The organism is Aquincola tertiaricarbonis, assembly GCF_000969605.1.
Classification (GTDB): Bacteria; Pseudomonadota; Gammaproteobacteria; order Burkholderiales; family Burkholderiaceae_C; genus Aquincola; species Aquincola tertiaricarbonis.
On sequence record NZ_JZUE01000002.1, the window covers coordinates 390337 to 406389 of the forward strand.

Consider the following 16053-nt stretch of genomic DNA (forward strand, 5'->3'; position numbering starts at 1 on the left):
ATCAGCCCGACACCACCGGGATCCCTCGAAACTGCCCGGCCTGGGCCGCACCGGCCGGCTTGGGATAACGCGCCGCGTCGAAGCGGTGCAGCAGCTCGGCCTCGCGCGCCTTGGCCAGCGCCACGTTGGCGATCTTCACGTGGCCGTAGCCGCGCATCTTCTGCGGCACCGCCGCGATCTGCGTGGCCAGCGCCAGGTTGCCGGCGCTCAGCCTGGGCAGCAGCTCGTCCAGGCGCGATTCGAAGGCCGCGATCAGGCCGCGCTCCATCCGCCGTTCCTCGGTGTAGCCGAACACGTCCAGCGGCGTGCCGCGCAGCGCCCGCGCCTTGGCCAGCACGCCCAGCGCCGGCATCAGCCAGGCGCCGAAGCGCATCTTGCGCGGCGCCCCGCCGTCCTTCGGGCGGCTGAGCAGCGGCGGCGCCATGTAGAACTCTAGCTTCATGTCGCCTTCGAACTGCTGCGCCAGCTGCTGCCTGAAGGCACCGTCGGTGTACAGCCGCGCCACCTCGTACTCGTCCTTGTAGGCCATCAGCTTGAGCAGGCTGGCCGCGGCGGCGCGGGTGAAGGGAAGCGTGGCGTCCGCGCCCAGCGCCTGCTCACGCTGCTGCAGCTGCCGCACACGGGCCTCGAAGCGGCGCGCATAGGCCGCGTTCTGGTAGCCGGTGAGGTGGGCGACGCCGCGAGCGACCAGCGCTTCCAGCGTCTCGCCATCGGCGCTCGCCGCCGCTTCGGCCGGTGCGTTCAGCAGCGTGTGCAGCGCGGCTTCGTCGGCCGCGGCCATGCGGCCCAGCGAGAAGGCGAGCTGGTTGGACTGCACCGCCACGCCGTTGAGCTCGATGGCGCGCTGCAGCGCCTCCAGGCTCACCGGGATCAGGCCGCGCTGCCAGGCATAGCCCATCGCCAGGATGTTGCTGACGATGGAGTCGCCGAGGAAGGCTTCGGCCAGTGCCTGCGCCTCGAAGGTCTCCACGCGGTCGGCGCCGGCGGCGAACTCCAGCTTGGCCAGCAGCAGGTCGGTCTTCAGGCTGGCATCGGGGTTCTTCAGCGACTCGGCCACCGGGATCTCGTGCAGGTTGGCCAGCACGCGGGTGCGGCCATGGCGCACCGTCTGCAGCGCCTCGGGGGAGGCGGCCACCACGATGTCGCAGGCCAGCACCGCATCGGCCTGCTGGGTGTCGATGCGCACCTGGTTCAGGCGCTCGGGCGTGTCGGCCAGGCGCACGAAGCTGAGCACCGAGCCACCCTTCTGCGCAAAGCCCATGAAGTCGAGCACGCTGGCGCTCTTGCCTTCCAGGTGCGCGGCCATCGCGATCACCGCGCCCACCGTCACCACGCCGGTGCCGCCGACGCCGGTGACCAGCAGGTCGTAGGGCCCGGTCCAGGCATGCGGCGCGGGCCGCGGCAGCGCCGCCACCTGCTGCATGAAGCGCTCGGCGCCGGCGCCGGCCAGCGCACCCGTCTTCTTGCGCGGCCGGCCACCCAGCACGCCGACGAAGCTCGGGCAGAAGCCCTTGGCGCAGGAGTAGTCCTTGTTGCAGCTGCTCTGGTCGATGCGGCGCTTGCGGCCCAGCGGCGTCTCGTGCGGCAGCACCGCCACGCAGTTGCTCTGCACCGAGCAATCGCCACAGCCTTCGCACACCCGCTCGTTGATGAACAGGCGCCGCGCCGGGTCCACCATCTCGCCCTTCTTGCGGCGGCGGCGCTTCTCGGCCGCGCAGGTCTGCTCGTAGATCAGCACGGTGACGCCGGCCACCTCGCGCAGCCGGCGCTGCACCGCATCGAGCTGGCTGCGGTCGTGGAACTCGGTGCCCGCCGGAAAGCGGCTCTTGATGGCGTCGTACTTGTTGATGTCGTCGGACAGCACCACCACCTGCTTGACGCCTTCGCTCTCCACCTGCCGCGCGATGGCGTCGACGCTGATGACGCCGTCCACCGGCTGGCCGCCCGTCATGGCCACCGCGTCGTTGAACAGGATCTTGTAGGTGAGCGTGGCCTTGGCCGCCACCGCCTGCCGGATGGCGAGGTAGCCCGAGTGGTAGTAGGTGCCGTCGCCCAGGTTCTGGAACACATGCGGCACCTTGGTGAACATCGAGTGCGAAACCCAGTCCACGCCCTCGCCACCCATCTGGATCAGGCCCGCGGTGTCGCGGTCCATCCAGTTGGCCATGAAGTGGCAGCCGATGCCGGCGCGCGCGGTGGAGCCTTCGGGCACCACGGTGGAGGTGTTGTGCGGGCAGCCGGCGCAGAAGTACGGCAGCCGCTTGACGCTGTCGGCGTCATTGGCCAGCAGCTCGGGCGGTGTGAAGTCGCGCACCAGGTGGCGCTTGTCCATCTGCGGGTTGCCGGGAAAGTGCCGCACCAGCCACTGGTCCACCAGCTGGATCAGCCGCGAAGGCCGCAGCTCGCCCAGGTCCGACACCAGCGGCCGGCCCTGCGCATCGCGCTTGCCGACGATGGCCGGGCGCACCGGCTGGTTGTAGAACAGGTCGCGCATCTGCGTCTCGACGACGGCGCCCTTCTCCTCGATCACCAGCACTTCCGCCAGGCCCTGCGCAAAGGCCTGCATGCGCGTGGTTTCCAGCGGGAAGCTCAGGCCCACCTTGTACAGGCGCACCCCGGCCTCGGCCAGCATCGCCGGCGTGATCTCCAGCCGGCGCAGCACCTCCATCAGGTCGAAGTGGGCCTTGCCGCAGGTGACGATGCCCACCGTGGCGTGCGCCGATTCGATGACGTGGCGGTCGATGCTGTTGACGGCCGAGAAGGCACGCACCGCATCCAGCTTGTCGGCCAGGCGCGATTCGATGCGCAGCGAAGGCAGGTCGGGCCAGCGGTAGTGCAGGCCATCGGCCGGCGCCTGGTGGCCGGTGGCCGCACGCACGGTGTCGGCATCGGCCCAGGCGGCGACGCGGGACTGCACGAGGTCCAGGTCGACCGTGGAGCCGCTCTCTACCACTTCGGACAGGGCGGTCAGGCCCACCCAGGCGCCGCTGAAGCGCGAGAGTGCGTAGCCGTACAGGCCGAACTCCAGGTACTCGGCCACGTTGGCGGGCGAGACCACCGGCATGCTCCACCCCATCATCGCGTGGTCGCTCTGGTGCGGCATGGAGGAGCTGACGCAGCCGTGGTCGTCGCCCGCCACCACCAGCACGCCGCCATGCGGCGACGAGCCGTAGGCATTGCCGTGCTTCAGCGCATCGCCCGCGCGGTCCACGCCCGGGCCCTTGCCGTACCACATCGCGAAGACGCCCTCGACGGTGCGCTCGGCATCCGATTCCACCCGCTGCGTGCCCAGCACCGCGGTGGCGCCCAGCTCCTCGTTGATGGCAGGCAGGAAGCGCAGGCCGCATTCGTTGAAGCGCTTGCCCGCCTTCCAGATGGCTTGGTCCAGCATGCCCAGCGGCGAGCCGCGGTAGCCGCTGATGAAGCCCTGGGTGTTCAGCCCGGCGGCCTCGTCACGCGCGCGCTGCATCAGCATCAGCCGCACCAGCGCCTGCGTGCCGGTGAGGAAGACCTGGCCACCGGTGGCCCACAGGCTGTGGGCAAGCTGGTAGTCGGGCCGGGTGATCGCGCTTGTCTCGGGCGCTGCGGTGGTGGTGGTCATGCGACGGCTCCACTTGCTTCTTGGGATCGCCAAAGCATAGGGGCGCACCTGCGGCAATCCATGCTTGTTTTGCCGCCCGCAAGCTATATTGCAAGCAAACCATTCCACCAAACCGGCATGACAGAGCAGATTTCACTCGACGCCCTCAGCCTGCGCATCCTGGCCGAACTGCAGCGCGACTCACGCCAGACGGTGCAGCAGCTGGCCGAGGCGGTGGGCTTGTCGTCCAGCCCCTGCTGGAAACGGGTGAAGGACATGGAAGCCGCCGGCGTCATCCGCGGCTACACCGCGCTGGTGGACGCCGAGAAGGTGGGCCTGGGCCTGCGCGTGGTGGTGGAAGCCAACCTCGAGAAGCACAGCGAGGACCTGGTGCGCCGCTTCGAGGCAGCGGTGGCGGCCAGCCCGCACATCGTGCAATGCCACAGCACCACCGGCCAGGCCGACTATGTGATGACGGTGCTGGCGCCCGACATCAAGCGATACGAGCAGCTGCTGCACGACACCATCTTCCGGCTGCCCGGCGTGACGCATGTGCGCTCGTCCATCGTGCTGCGCGAGATCAAGGCCGAGGTGGCGCTGCCGGTGGAGCCGGCCGGCGCGGCGGCGGTCGCGGCGCGGCCGCGCCGGGCCGCGCGCTGAGGAATCGCTACCGGCCCACCATCTTCTGCATCGCCTGCGGATACCGCGCGCCCTGCACCGGAATCGCCTCGGCGGCCTCGCGGATCTCGCGCAGGTCCTCGGGCGTGAGCAGCAGGTCGGCGGCGCCCAGGTTCTCGTCCAGCCGGTGCAGCTTGGTGGTGCCTGGAATCGGCACGATCCACGGCTGCTGCGCCAGCAGCCAGGCCAGCGCCACCTGGGCCGGCGTGGCGCCCTTGCGCTCGGCGGTGCGGCGCAGCAGGGCCACCAGCGCCTCGTTGGCCTGGCGCGCCTCGGGCGTGAAGCGCGGCAGCGTGGCGCGGAAGTCGCCGGCCTGCAAAGGCGTGCTGGCGTCCATCTGGCCGGTGAGGTAGCCGCGGCCCAGCGGGCTGAACGGCACCAGCCCGATGCCCAGTTCGGCCAGCAGCGGCAGCACCTCGGGCTCCAGGTCGCGGGTCCACAAGGAATACTCGCTCTGCAGCGCCGCCACCGGCTGCACCGCATGCGCGCGGCGGATGGCATCGGCGCCGGATTCCGACAGACCGAAGTGCTTGACCTTGCCCTCGCGGATCAGGTCGCGCACCGTGCCGGCCACGTCCTCCACCGGCACTTGCGGATCGGGCCGGTGCTGATAGAACAGGTCGATCACGTCCGTCTTCAGCCGCTTGAGCGACGCTTCGGCCACCTGGCGGATGCGCTCGGGCCGGCTGTCCACGCCGGGCATGGATTCCACGGTGAATCCGAACTTGGTGGCGATGACCACCTGGCTGCGCACCGGCGCCAATGCCTCGCCCAGCAGCTCCTCGTTGTCGAACGGGCCGTAGACCTCGGCGGTGTCGAAGAAGGTGATGCCGCGGTCCACCGCGGTGCGCAGCAGCTTCACCATCTCGCCGCGGTCGGGCTTGGGCAGGTAGCCGTGGGTCATGCCCATGCAGCCCAGGCCCAGGGCCGACACCTCCAGGCCGCTGCGGCCCAACTGACGCTTGTGCATGCCGATCCTCCGGTGGTTGTTCGACCGGAGTGTGCCCGCCGGCGCAAGCACCGGCGGGCCGTAGGGGCGTCAGGCCACCTGCACCTCGATGCGCCGCGGCTGCGCATGCTCGGCCTTGGGGATGCGCAGCTTCAGCACGCCGTGCGCCAGCTCGGCCGAGACCTTCTGGCTGTCCAGCTCCTTGCTGAGCGTGAACACGCGGCGATAGCGCGCCCGGTCCACCTCCACGTGGCTGGCGGTCATGCCCTCGGGCACCGACAGGCTGACGGCGCCTTCGATCGTCAACGTGTCGCGCTCGACGTTGAGTTCGAGCGACTCCTTGGCCACGCCGGGCAGGTCGGCATACAGCGTGATGCCGGTGGCATCCTCGATCACGTCGACGGCGGGCACCAGGGCGGCTTCGGCCTGGTTGCGCTGCGGCTGGCCTTCGGTGCGCTGAGCGGGTACTTGAGCGGTGGTGTTCATCACGAGCTCCTTCATTCCAGGTTGTCTAGACAGGCAGGTGCGTCACTGCACCGTGATGCGGCGCGGTTGGGCGGCCTGGCGGCGCTGCACGCTCACGCGCAGCACGCCATCGCGATAGCTGGCCGACACGCCTTCGGGATCGGCGTCCTCCGGCAGGCTCACCACGCGCTTGAAGGCGCCTGCAAAGCGTTCATTGATGTGCACCGTGGACTTGTCGGCGCCGCCTTCGGGGAGCGAGGCGCGGCGCTCGCCGGCCACGCTGAGGATGCCGCGGTCGAGCTGCACCTCGATGCTGGCCGGGTCGAGCCCGGGGGCGAAGGCGTACACCTCGAACGACTGCGGCGTGCTGCCGACGTTGAGGGCGGGATAGCCGCCACGGGCATAGCCGCGGATGCTGGGCGTCAGGTCGAAGGCCTGCTGCATCTCACGCTGCAGGCGGTCGAGTTCGGCGAAGACGTCGCGCGAGAAAAGGGATCGTGCCATGGCAAATCTCCTCGTGGGTGGACCAGGCGCCGCGTTGATCTGAGGGGGTGCGGCGCCGATGGATCCAACAATGAGGATGGGCCGGCGGGGTTTCAAGAGGGGGCCTTGGGACAGGCCCAACCTGCGGTGGCGCTCAGCGCCGCAGACTCCCTCGCCTGGTGACGTCTTGGCTGAGGCGCAGCGCGGCCACTGCCGCACCTCCCGCTATCCCTTCTTCGCCACCAGCGTCAGGATGTCGTAGCTCGCCACCAGCTCGTCGTGCTGGTTCTTCACTTCCACGTCCCAGGCCACCACGCCCTGGCCGACCCCCTTGTCGTCGGTCTTGTTGCGGTCGATCTTGCGCTTGGCGGTCAGCCGGGCCTGGATGGTGTCGCCGATGGCCACCGGCTTGACGAAGCGCAGCGTGTCCAGCCCGTAGTTGGCCAGCACCGGCCCCGGGGCCGGGCTGACGAACAGGCCTGCCGCGGCCGACAGCACGAAGTAGCCGTGCGCGATGCGCTGGCCGAACTGCGTTTCCTTGGCCGCGATCTCGTCGAAGTGCATGTAGAAGTAGTCGCCCGACACGCCGCCAAAGTTGACGATGTCGGCCTCGGTCACCGTGCGCCGGTGCGTCAGCAGCGAGTCGCCCACCTGCAGGTCCTCGAAGTGCTTGCGGAACGGATGCTGCGGCGTGTCCGTCACGCGCGCGCCGCGCACATGCTCGCCGGTGATGGCCGCCAGCATCGTGGGCGAGCCCTGCACCGCCGCGCGCTGCAGGTAGTGCTTGACGGCGCGCACGCCGCCCAGCTCCTCGCCACCGCCGGCACGCCCAGGCCCGCCGTGCTTGAGCGAAGGCAGCGGCGAGCCATGGCCGGTGGACTCGTGCGCGGCCTCGCGGTCCAGCACCAGCAGCCGGCCGTGCAGCGCCGCAGCCACCGGGATCACCCGCGCGGCGATCGCCGGATCGCGCGTGACCAGCGTGCCCACCAGGCTGCCGCTGCCGCGCGCGGCCAGCGCCAGTGCCTCGTCCACGCCGTCGTAGCCCATCAGCGTGCTGACCGGGCCGAAGGCCTCGATGTCGTGCACCGCGGTGTTCTTCAGCGCATCCCGCGCCAGCAGCAGCGTGGGCGCGAAGAAGGCACCTTCGGCCGTGCCCTCGCCCATCGGCTGGAAGCCGTCGGCCGCGCCATAGACCAGCTCGGCGCCTTCGCGCAGCATCGCCACACGCTCGCGCACATCGTCGAACTGCGCATGCGAGGCCAGCGCGCCCATGCGCACGCCCTCCACGGACGGGTCGCCCACCGTGATCCTGGCCAGCCGCTGGCGCAGCGCCTCGGCCACCGCGTCGATGCGGTCATGCGGCACGATGGCGCGGCGGATGGCGGTGCACTTCTGGCCGGCCTTGACCGTCATCTCGCGCGCCACCTCCTTGACGAAGAGCTCGAACTCCTCGTCGTCGGGCGTGACGTCAGGCGCCAGGATCGCGCAGTTGAGCGAATCGGCCTCGGCATTGAAGGGCACGCTGTGGCGGATGAGGTTGGGGTGCACACGCAGCTTGGCCGCGGTGTCCGCCGAGCCGGTGAAGGTGACCACGTCGGCACCGCCCAGGCGGTCCAGCAGGTCACCGGTGCTGCCGATCACCAGCTGCAGGCTGCCCTCGGGCAGGATGCCCGACTGCACGATGAGCCGCATGGCCGCTTCGGTCAGGTAGCTGGTGGCGGTGGCGGGCTTGCCGATGCAAGGCATGCCGGCCAGGAAGCTGGGCGCGAACTTCTCCAGCAGGCCCCAGACGGGGAAGTTGAAGGCATTGATGTGCACCGCCAGCCCGCCGCGCGGCACCAGGATGTGCGTACCCGCAAAGCCTCCCTTCTTGCCCAGCGGCATCGCCGGGCCCTCATGCACCAGGTTGCCCGACGGCAGCTCGTTGCTGCCCATGCTGGCATAGGCGAACAAGGTGCCGGCGCCGCCTTCGATGTCGATCCACGAATCGGCCCGCGTGGCGCCGGTGTGGGCCGAGACGGCGTAGAGCTGCTCCTTGTGCTCGTTGAGGTACTTGGCCAGCGCCTTCAGCCGCTGCGCCCGCTGCTGGAAATCCAGCTGCAGCAAATTGGGCAGGCCCACGCGCCGCGCATGCTCAACGGCCTCGGCAAAGTCGATGGCCTCCGCATGCGTGCGGTACACCGGCTTGCCATTGACCGCGCTGCGCAGCGTCTGCGCCCCCTCGGCCCCCAGCCAGCGGCCACCGATGTAACTCTGAAGAACGGGCGTGCTCATCAACGACTCCTGATTTGTGCGAGGCGGGTCATCGCTCATCGAAAGAAAGGACAACTCGCTCGGTAAGCGGATGCGCCTGGCACGTCAGCACGAAGCCGTTGGCCACCTCGTTCTTGTCGAGCGCGAAGTTGCGCTCCATGCGCACCTCGCCTTCGATGACCTTGGCCCGGCAGGTGCCGCACACACCCGAGGTGCAGGAAAACGGCACTTCCAGCCCCGCGGCCGAGGCGCAGTCGAGGATGCTCGGCTGGTCCTTGCTGTACGAGATCTCGCGCGACAGGCCGTCGCGCACGATGGTGATGCGGGCCGCCGGTGCATCACCCGGCAAGGCCTCGTGCACGATGGCACCGACCCCGGCCCCCGCCCCGGCAGCCCCTGGCTGCCCGGCCGGCGCGGCCACGCCAAAGCGCTCGATGTGGATGCGGTCTTCCGGCACGCCGGCGGCCAGCAGCGCGCCCTCGGCTTCGTCGTTCATCTGGAACGGGCCGCAGATGTACACATGGTCGATCTGCGCGGCCGGCACCACCGAGCGCAGGAACTCCCCGATCTTGTCGCGGTTCATCACGCCCATGTTCAGCGGCGCATCGGTGTGCTCGTCGCTGAACACATGGTGCAGCACCAGCCGCGTGAGGTAGCGGTTCTTCAGGTCTTCGAGTTCTTCCTTGAACATCGTCGACTTCTGCATGCGGTTGCCGTAGATCAGCGAGAAGCGGCTGTGCGGCTCGCGCGCCAGCACCGTCTTCATGATCGACAGGATGGGCGTGATGCCCGACCCGCCCGCGATGCCCACGTGGTGGCGCCGCGCCTCGGGCTGCAGCGGAACGAAGAAGCGGCCCTGAGGGGCCATCACCTGCAGCATGTCGCCGGGCTGCAGGTGCTCGTTGATCCAGTTGGAGAACACGCCGCCCTTGACCTTGCGCACGCCCACCCGCAGCTCGCCGTCGTCGACACCCGCGCAGATGGAGTACGAGCGTCGCAGATCCTGCCCGTCGACCTGCGAACGCAGCGTGAGGTACTGCCCCTGGGTGAAGCCGAACACCTCGCGCAGCTCGGGCGGCACGTCGAACGAGACGACCACGGCCTCGGGGGTGTCGGGCGTGATGCTGCGCACACGCAGCGGGTGGAACGAGAAGCTCATGGATGGTCTCCGAGTGCAGCGGATGGCACTCCGGGGTGGGGGCTAGATCGGCTTGAAGAACTCGAAGGGCTCTTGGCAAGACAGGCAGCGGTACAGCGCCTTACAGGCCGTGGAGCCGAAGGCCGACAACTGCTCGGTGTGCGTGCTGCCGCAGCGCGGGCAGGCGATGCGCTCGCGCCGCACGATGCGGATGGGCGCACCCGCCGCAGGCACGGCGCCGGTGGGTCCCGGCGGTGCGATGCCGTATTCCCGCAGCTTGCGCCGGCCTTCGTCGCTGATCCAGTCGGTGGTCCAGGCCGGCGCGCGCCGCATGCTCACGCGGGCGGGGCCCAGGCCGGCGGCGTCGATGGCCTCCAGCACGCTGCGCTCGATCACCTCGGTGGCGGGGCAGCCGGAGTAGGTGGGCGTCAGCACCACCTCCAGGCCGTCGTCATGCGCCAGCACATCGCGGACGATGCCCAGCTCACGCACCGAGATGGCAGGCACCTCGGGGTCGGGCACGCCATCCAGCACGCGCCAGGCTTCGGCCAGGCGGTCGCCGGCGGAGATCACCACACGCCCCCGGGGAAGCTGCGCTGCAGGTGCTGCATCTCGGCCAGGATGTAGCCCATGTGCTCGCTGTGCACGCCGCGCTTGCCGGTGGAGCGGAAGGCGCTGTCGCGCGGAACGGCCAGGCCAGCTTCGTCCAGCACCGGCTTCACCTCGGCCAGCCAGGCGGCCTGCAGCAGGCAGGGCTGCGGACCGAGCCCGCTTTCGTAGGCGGCGTCGTCGACCGCATCGGTATCGAACAACTCGGGCAGGTACAGCCACGCCTGCGACAGCGCAGCCTCGGTGCGGCGGCGCGACTCATCGGTGCCGTCGCCCAGCCGCACCACCCAGTCGGCCGCATGCTGCTGGTGGTAGCGCGCCTCCTTCACCGCCTTGCCGGCGATGGCGGCCAGCTCGGCGTCGCTGGAATCAGCCAGGCGTTCCCACATCAGCTTGAGCCAGGTGGCCAGCATCAGGTTGCGCACCACGGTGAAGGCGAAGTCGCCGCGTGGCAGCTCGGCCAGCGTCAGGTTGAAGTAGTCGCGCTCGTCGCGCAGGAAGGCCAGCCGGTCCTCGTCGAAGCCCTGCCCTTCCAGCCGGCCGGCATGCGTCAGCAGCGCGCGGCTCTGGCCGACGAGATCGAGCGCCATGTTGGCCAGCGCGATGTCTTCCTCCAGCACCGGCGCATGGCCGCACCACTCGCCCAGCCGCTGCCCGAGGATCAGGCAGGTATCACCCAGCCGCAGCACGTACTGCACCGCAGGGGACCGTTCCAACTGGATGGATGCTTGCATAAACCCTCAGCCAAACTTGTCTAGACAACAACACCAAGCACACACCGCGGATCCGGCTCCGCCGGTCCGCCGGTGTGGCCCCCCTGGGGGGTGCGGCGAAAGCCGCTCCGGGGGGGGTCTACATATGATCCACAGACTTCGGCAACTCGTAGAACGTGGGGTGCCGGTACACCTTGTCCTCGGCCGGGTCGAAGTACATGTCCTTGTCGCGCGGGTCGCTGGCCACGATCTGGTCGCTGCGCACCACCCACACGCTGCTGCCTTCCTGGCGGCGGGTATAGACGTCGCGTGCCATCTGGATGGCCATCTTCGAATCGGCCGCATGCAGGCTGCCGCAGTGCTTGTGGTCCAGGCCGGCCTTGCTGCGAACGAAGACTTCCCACAACGGCCATTCGGCCTGGCTGGCTTGCTGCTGGCTCATGCGGCCTCCTTCATCGCCTGCTTGTTGGCGTGCGCCATCGCGGCTTCGCGCACCCAGGCGCCGTCGTCCCAGGCCTTGACGCGGGCGCCCAGGCGCTCGCGGTTGCAGGGGCCGTCGCCGTTCACCACGCGCCAGAACTCGTCCCAGTCGATGGTGCCGAAGTCCCAGTGGCCACGTTGCTCGTTCCACTTCAGGTCCGGGTCGGGCAGCGTCACGCCCAGCACCTTGGCCTGCTCCACCGTGGCATCGACGAACTTCTGGCGCAGCTCGTCGTTGCTCACGCGCTTGATGCCCCAGCGCATCGATTGCGCGCTGTTGGGCGACTGGTCGTCGGGCGGGCCGAACATCATCAGGCAGGGCCACCACCAGCGGTTCACCGCGTCCTGCACCATGGCCTTCTGCGCATCGGTACCCTGCTGCATCATCGTCAGCAGCGCCTCGTAGCCCTGGCGCTGGTGGAAGCTCTCCTCGCGGCAGATGCGGATCATGGCCCGCGCATAGGGCGCATAGCTGCAGCGGCAGATGGGCACCTGGTTCATGATGGCCGCGCCGTCCACCAGCCAGCCGATGGTGCCCATGTCGGCCCAGGTCAGCGTGGGGTAGTTGAAGATGGAGCTGTACTTGGCCTTGCCGGTGTGCAGCGCCTGCAGCAGTTGGTCGCGGCTGGTGCCCAGCGTCTCGGCTGCGGCATACAGGTACAGGCCGTGGCCGCCCTCGTCCTGCACCTTGGCCAGCAGGATGGCCTTGCGCTTGAGCGTGGGCGCGCGGCTGATCCAGTTGCCTTCCGGCAGCATGCCCACGATCTCCGAATGCGCATGCTGGCTGATCTGCCGCACCAGCGTCTTGCGGTAGTGCTCGGGCATCCAGTCCTTGGCCTCGATGAAGTCGCCGGCGTCGATGCGCTCGTCGAAGCGCTGCTGCAGCGCCAGTTCATCGGCCGAGCGCAGGGTCTTCGGCGCGTCGGCGCCCTCCTTGCCCATCGTGTCCATCGCTTGCGTGTACATGCTGGCTTCCTTTGCGGTTCGGGTGTTCGGCGTTCGCGGTTCAGCGGTCGGAAAAGCGCGGCGCGCGCTTCTCGCGGAAGGCGGCTACGCCTTCCAGGTAGTCGTGCGCGCGGCCCAGGTCGCGCTGCAGATGGGCCTCCTCGTCCAGCGCGGTGGACAGGTCCATGGTGCCGGCCGCATCCATCGCCTGGCGGGTGGCCACCAGCGCGCGCGTGGGCATGGCGGCCAGGCGTGCGGCCAGCGCCGCGGCGGTGGTGGCCAGTTGGTCGTCGTCCACGCACTGCCAGATCAGGCCCAGCTGCTGGGCCTGCTCCGCCGGCAGCTTGTCGCCCAGCAGCGCCAGGCCCAGCGCGCGCGCCCGGCCCACCAGTCGCGGCAGCAGCCAGGTGCCACCGGTGTCGGGCACCAAGCCGATCTTGGCGAAGGCCTGGATGAAGCTGGCCGAGCGCGCGGCCACCACCAGGTCGCAGCACAGGGCCAGGTTGGCGCCAGCGCCGGCCGCCACGCCATTGACCGCGGCCACCACCGGCACCGGCATCGTGCGCAGTCGCTGCACCAGCGGGCGGTAATGGCGTTCGATCAGGCCGCCAAGGTCCTTGGGCGGAGCGCCGGGCGCCAATTCGGGCGCGGCGGCCGGGTCTGCCAGGTCCTGGCCGGCGCAGAAGCCCCGCCCGGCGCCGGTGATCACCACGCAGCGCACCCGCGCATCGGCCGCAGCGGCATCCAGCGCGGCCATCAAGGCTTCATGCAGTTCGCCATTGAAGGCGTTGAGCTGCGCAGGCCGATTGAGCGTGAGTGTGCACACGCGGCCGGCCCCGGCGTCGGCCAGAGACGACAACACAAGGCCTGGGGTATCGGGCAACGGCATGCGGCGGGTCTCCTGTCTGTCCGGTTATTGTTCTACCGACCGGTCGGTCAATCTTAATGCGTGATGCTCGGCAGATCAACCGCTGCGGCCACCGTGGACCTCGGTGACAACCCTTGGAAGCCGCCGACGCCACATGTAATGGATCGCAACGGCGCCGCTCGCCGGTCCTGGCTCGCTCCAGCGCAACGGTCGGCTGCCGAAGATCCAGGCCCGGCCCGATGCAACAATTCGCCATGACCACGCTCCACGATCCCCTCCAGAACGACCGCGAAGCCTCGACGCAGGACACCACCCGCATCGACGACGTGCGCATCTCGGCCGTGCGGCCGCTCATCTCGCCGGCGATGCTGCTGGATGAACTGCCGGTGGACGCGGAGTTGCAGCGGCTGGTCGAGCGCAGCCGGCGCCAGATTTCCGACGTGCTGCAGGGCCGCGACGACCGGCTGGTCGTGATCACCGGCCCCTGCTCCATCCACGACCACGACCAGGCCATCACCTATGCCCACCGGCTGCGTGCGCTGCAGGCCGGGCTGGAAGACGCGCTGGTGCTGGTGATGCGGGTGTATTTCGAAAAGCCGCGCACCACCGTGGGCTGGAAGGGCTATATCAACGATCCGCAGCTCGATGGCAGCTTCCGCATCAACGAAGGCCTGCGCAAGGCACGCACGCTGCTGCTGGAGATCGGCGCCATCGGCCTGCCCACCGCCACCGAGTTCCTCGACCTGCTGAGCCCGCAGTACGTGTCCGACCTGATCGCCTGGGGCGCCATCGGCGCACGCACCACCGAGAGCCAGAGCCACCGCCAGCTGGCCTCGGGCTCCAGCTGCCCGATCGGCTTCAAGAACGGCACCGACGGCGGCGTGCAGGTGGCGGCCGATGCCATGGTGGCCGCGGCCGCGCCGCATGCCTTCATGGGCATGACCAAGATGGGACTGGCCGCCATCTTCGAGACCCGCGGCAATGCCGACACCCATGTGATCCTGCGCGGCGGCAGCAGCGGCCCCAACTACGGCGCCGAGCATGTGGAGGCCGCCTGCGCCGTGCTGCGCAAGGCCGGCCTGCGCGAGCAGGTGATGGTGGACTGCTCGCATGCCAACTCCCAGAAGCAGCATGCGCGACAGATCGAGGTGGCGCACGACGTGGCGCGGCGCATGGCCGAAGGCGAGCGGCGCATCACCGGCCTGATGATCGAAAGCCACCTGGAGGAAGGCCGCCAGGACCTGAAGCCCGGCGTGCCGCTGAAGCACGGCGTGTCGGTCACCGACGCCTGCATCGGCTGGGCGCAGACCGTGCCGGTGCTGCAGGCGCTGGCCGACGCGGTGCGCACGCGCCGCAGCCGCGGCGGTTGAAGCACCGCCCACCCGTGCAGCACGCAGGCGGCGCGGCATGAAGACGCTGCTCATCGTGCACCACTCGATGACCGGCGGCACCCGCCAGATGGCCGAGGCCGCCGCCGAAGGGGCGCGCAACGAGCCGATGCTGCAGGTGCGCAGCCTGCAGGCACAGCAGGCCCAGCCCGCCGACCTGCTGCAAGCCGACGGCTACCTCTTCGCCACGCCCGAGAACCTGGCCGCGATCGCCGGCCTGATGAAGGACTTCTTCGACCGCTGCTACTACCCGGCCCTGGGCCGCATCGAAGGCCGGCCCTATGCGGTGATGGTGTGCGCCGGCAGCGATGGCAGCAACGCGGTGCGGCAGGTCGAGCGCATCGCCACCGGCTGGCGGCTGAAGGCCGTGGCGCCGGCGCTCATCGTGTGCACGCATGCGCAGACGCCCGAGGCCATCCTGGCACCCAAGGTCATCGCGCCCGAGGAACTGGCGCGCTGCCGGGAACTGGGCGCGGGGTTGGCGGCGGGGATGGGGCTGGGGGTGTTTTGAGGCGGACTATGTCCGGCAAGGTGCGGCGGTCCACGCCCACGGGCGTTCGAACCGCCAGTGTCGACTGCCGTCCTTTGCATTCGTCGAGCGCGCTGCACCCCCTCGGCTTGCGCGCGCATGGCTGAGCGCGACCAGACCCATCACGCCAAGCAGTCCCAATCCCATCATCATGGCGACGGACGGCTCAGGCACCGGCGACAGCAGGAAGGCGCGGCCCAAATTGCTTTCGGCAATGATTTGCCCTGCCTCGTTCACGTCGTAGGCGAACTCCAGCCATTCGCCTTGCGGGAGGCTGACCAGCGTATTCAGATCTACCATTCCTTGCGCCTGGGCCAGTGTCATGAAGGCATGCCGCCGATCGGCGGCCACCTGCGCATGGCCGACAACGATGCCTTGGCCATTCAATCCCTCCGCGAACAAGCCCTGCGGCAGCGCAGTGCTGCCTACACCTTCCGGGCCGGTGATGAAGCCGGTCGTCCAACCTGTGGGCGTGGCGACGTTGGCCACTACCTGTCCTTGCGCGCCCGACGAACGCCTGGTAAATACCGGCCGGCGTCACTGACGCCCCCACCACTTGGCCGCTGTCGCTCAGGGCCACGGCCCGAGTCGACATACCGAAGCCCCCGAGGTCCCTCACACTCCATGGGTCTGCCATTGCAGGCACGGTTGACAGCCCGGCCGCAGCCGACAGGAGCCTGAAGGCCAGGATGCAGTGTTTGAACTTCATGCACCGAGTATGGGCGGTCACTCCGCAACTGCAAGTTGCGTTTCCCCGCGGAGGCGGAACCTCATCTGGTCAGACAGGCACCAACAGCCGGCCGTGTCAGGACCAAAAGAAAAGCCGTCGCAAGCGACGGCTTCAGCTACATGGTCGGGGCGGCACGATTCGAACGTGCGACCTACTGCTTCCAAAGCACGTTTGAAAATCAACATCGGCCAGGAGTCTGCGCGGCAGAAACGGCTATTTCCGGATGTCGCCTGGCCAGGTGTATG

General features: G+C 69.3%; 15 protein-coding genes. 3 read left to right on the top strand and 12 right to left on the bottom strand.

Annotated features, from left to right (window positions below; genetic code table 11):
* Nucleotide 1: 1 nt before the first annotated feature.
* On the bottom strand, nt 2–3601 hold the full coding sequence (locus VO99_RS04060) for an indolepyruvate ferredoxin oxidoreductase family protein (RefSeq protein WP_046111496.1): 3600 nt from the start codon (nt 3599–3601) through the stop codon (nt 2–4).
* Between the two features lie 129 nt (nt 3602–3730).
* Here VO99_RS04060 and VO99_RS04065 point away from each other — a divergent pair, with 129 nt between their 5' ends.
* A complete protein-coding gene (locus VO99_RS04065; protein WP_198156870.1) occupies nt 3731–4240 on the top strand; it encodes an Lrp/AsnC family transcriptional regulator in 510 nt (169 codons plus the stop codon).
* Between the two features lie 7 nt (nt 4241–4247).
* On the opposite strand, the gene VO99_RS04070 is transcribed toward VO99_RS04065, so the two are convergent.
* From VO99_RS04070 to paaG, 10 genes are all read right to left on the bottom strand, one after another.
* Nucleotides 4248–5228: an aldo/keto reductase gene (locus VO99_RS04070; RefSeq protein WP_046111498.1), complete on the bottom strand. Its 981-nt coding sequence runs from the start codon at nt 5226–5228 to the stop codon at nt 4248–4250.
* A gap of 69 nt (nt 5229–5297) precedes the next feature.
* On the bottom strand, nt 5298–5693 hold the full coding sequence (locus VO99_RS04075; RefSeq protein ID WP_046111565.1) for an Hsp20/alpha crystallin family protein: 396 nt from the start codon (nt 5691–5693) through the stop codon (nt 5298–5300).
* A 42-nt stretch (nt 5694–5735) separates the two neighbouring features.
* On the bottom strand, nt 5736–6176 hold the full coding sequence (locus VO99_RS04080; RefSeq protein WP_046111499.1) for an Hsp20/alpha crystallin family protein: 441 nt from the start codon (nt 6174–6176) through the stop codon (nt 5736–5738).
* A gap of 204 nt (nt 6177–6380) precedes the next feature.
* Entirely contained in the window at nt 6381–8429 is a 2049-nt protein-coding gene (gene paaZ, locus VO99_RS04085) for a phenylacetic acid degradation bifunctional protein PaaZ (RefSeq protein ID WP_046111500.1), read from the bottom strand.
* A 28-nt stretch (nt 8430–8457) separates the two neighbouring features.
* Complete coding sequence (gene paaE / locus VO99_RS04090) at nt 8458–9567, bottom strand: 1,2-phenylacetyl-CoA epoxidase subunit PaaE (protein WP_046111501.1); 1110 nt, start codon at nt 9565–9567, stop codon at nt 8458–8460.
* Between the two features lie 42 nt (nt 9568–9609).
* On the bottom strand, nt 9610–10122 hold the full coding sequence (paaD, locus tag VO99_RS04095; protein ID WP_046111502.1) for a 1,2-phenylacetyl-CoA epoxidase subunit PaaD: 513 nt from the start codon (nt 10120–10122) through the stop codon (nt 9610–9612).
* Nucleotides 10116–10889, bottom strand: a complete 774-nt coding sequence (gene paaC, locus VO99_RS04100; RefSeq protein ID WP_046111503.1) for a 1,2-phenylacetyl-CoA epoxidase subunit PaaC — start codon at nt 10887–10889, stop codon at nt 10116–10118. The genes paaD and paaC overlap by 7 nt, the downstream gene beginning before the upstream one ends.
* Before the next feature lie 118 nt (nt 10890–11007).
* Nucleotides 11008–11310 carry a 1,2-phenylacetyl-CoA epoxidase subunit PaaB gene (gene paaB / locus VO99_RS04105; RefSeq protein WP_046111504.1) on the bottom strand — a complete coding sequence of 101 codons (303 nt, stop codon included), beginning with the start codon at nt 11308–11310 and terminating at the stop codon, nt 11008–11010.
* Complete coding sequence (paaA, locus tag VO99_RS04110; protein ID WP_046111505.1) at nt 11307–12314, bottom strand: 1,2-phenylacetyl-CoA epoxidase subunit PaaA; 1008 nt, start codon at nt 12312–12314, stop codon at nt 11307–11309. The genes paaB and paaA overlap by 4 nt, the downstream gene beginning before the upstream one ends.
* A gap of 40 nt (nt 12315–12354) precedes the next feature.
* Nucleotides 12355–13182: a 2-(1,2-epoxy-1,2-dihydrophenyl)acetyl-CoA isomerase PaaG gene (gene paaG / locus VO99_RS04115; protein ID WP_046111506.1), complete on the bottom strand. Its 828-nt coding sequence runs from the start codon at nt 13180–13182 to the stop codon at nt 12355–12357.
* A 233-nt stretch (nt 13183–13415) separates the two neighbouring features.
* Here paaG and VO99_RS04120 point away from each other — a divergent pair, with 233 nt between their 5' ends.
* Nucleotides 13416–14531, top strand: a complete 1116-nt coding sequence (locus VO99_RS04120; RefSeq protein WP_046111507.1) for a 3-deoxy-7-phosphoheptulonate synthase — start codon at nt 13416–13418, stop codon at nt 14529–14531.
* Nucleotides 14532–14568: 37 nt separating this feature from the next.
* Nucleotides 14569–15060: a flavodoxin family protein gene (locus VO99_RS04125; RefSeq protein ID WP_046111508.1), complete on the top strand. Its 492-nt coding sequence runs from the start codon at nt 14569–14571 to the stop codon at nt 15058–15060.
* 6 nt (nt 15061–15066) lie between these two features.
* Here the strand turns inward: VO99_RS04125 and VO99_RS29360 are convergent, their stop codons facing one another.
* Nucleotides 15067–15567, bottom strand: coding sequence for a PEP-CTERM sorting domain-containing protein (locus tag VO99_RS29360; protein WP_083440346.1), 501 nt, complete (start codon nt 15565–15567; stop codon nt 15067–15069).
* Between the last annotated feature and the right edge of the window lie 486 nt (nt 15568–16053).

Excerpts from the sequence above, each read along its gene's own strand:
- VO99_RS04070 (WP_046111498.1), bottom strand. The coding sequence starts at position 5,228 with ATGCACAAGCGTCAGTTGGGCCGCAGCGGCCTGGAGGTGTCGGCCCTG.
- VO99_RS04075 (WP_046111565.1), bottom strand. The coding sequence starts at position 5,693 with ATGAACACCACCGCTCAAGTACCCGCTCAGCGCACCGAAGGCCAGCCG.
- paaG (WP_046111506.1), bottom strand. The coding sequence starts at position 13,182 with ATGCCGTTGCCCGATACCCCAGGCCTTGTGTTGTCGTCTCTGGCCGAC.
- VO99_RS04080 (WP_046111499.1), bottom strand. The coding sequence starts at position 6,176 with ATGGCACGATCCCTTTTCTCGCGCGACGTCTTCGCCGAACTCGACCGC.
- VO99_RS04060 (WP_046111496.1), bottom strand. The coding sequence starts at position 3,601 with ATGACCACCACCACCGCAGCGCCCGAGACAAGCGCGATCACCCGGCCC.
- paaE (WP_046111501.1), bottom strand. The coding sequence starts at position 9,567 with ATGAGCTTCTCGTTCCACCCGCTGCGTGTGCGCAGCATCACGCCCGAC.
- VO99_RS04125 (WP_046111508.1), top strand. The coding sequence starts at position 14,569 with ATGAAGACGCTGCTCATCGTGCACCACTCGATGACCGGCGGCACCCGC.
- paaZ (WP_046111500.1), bottom strand. The coding sequence starts at position 8,429 with ATGAGCACGCCCGTTCTTCAGAGTTACATCGGTGGCCGCTGGCTGGGG.
- VO99_RS04120 (WP_046111507.1), top strand. The coding sequence starts at position 13,416 with ATGACCACGCTCCACGATCCCCTCCAGAACGACCGCGAAGCCTCGACG.
- paaC (WP_046111503.1), bottom strand. The coding sequence starts at position 10,889 with ATGCAAGCATCCATCCAGTTGGAACGGTCCCCTGCGGTGCAGTACGTG.
- paaA (WP_046111505.1), bottom strand. The coding sequence starts at position 12,314 with ATGTACACGCAAGCGATGGACACGATGGGCAAGGAGGGCGCCGACGCG.
- paaB (WP_046111504.1), bottom strand. The coding sequence starts at position 11,310 with ATGAGCCAGCAGCAAGCCAGCCAGGCCGAATGGCCGTTGTGGGAAGTC.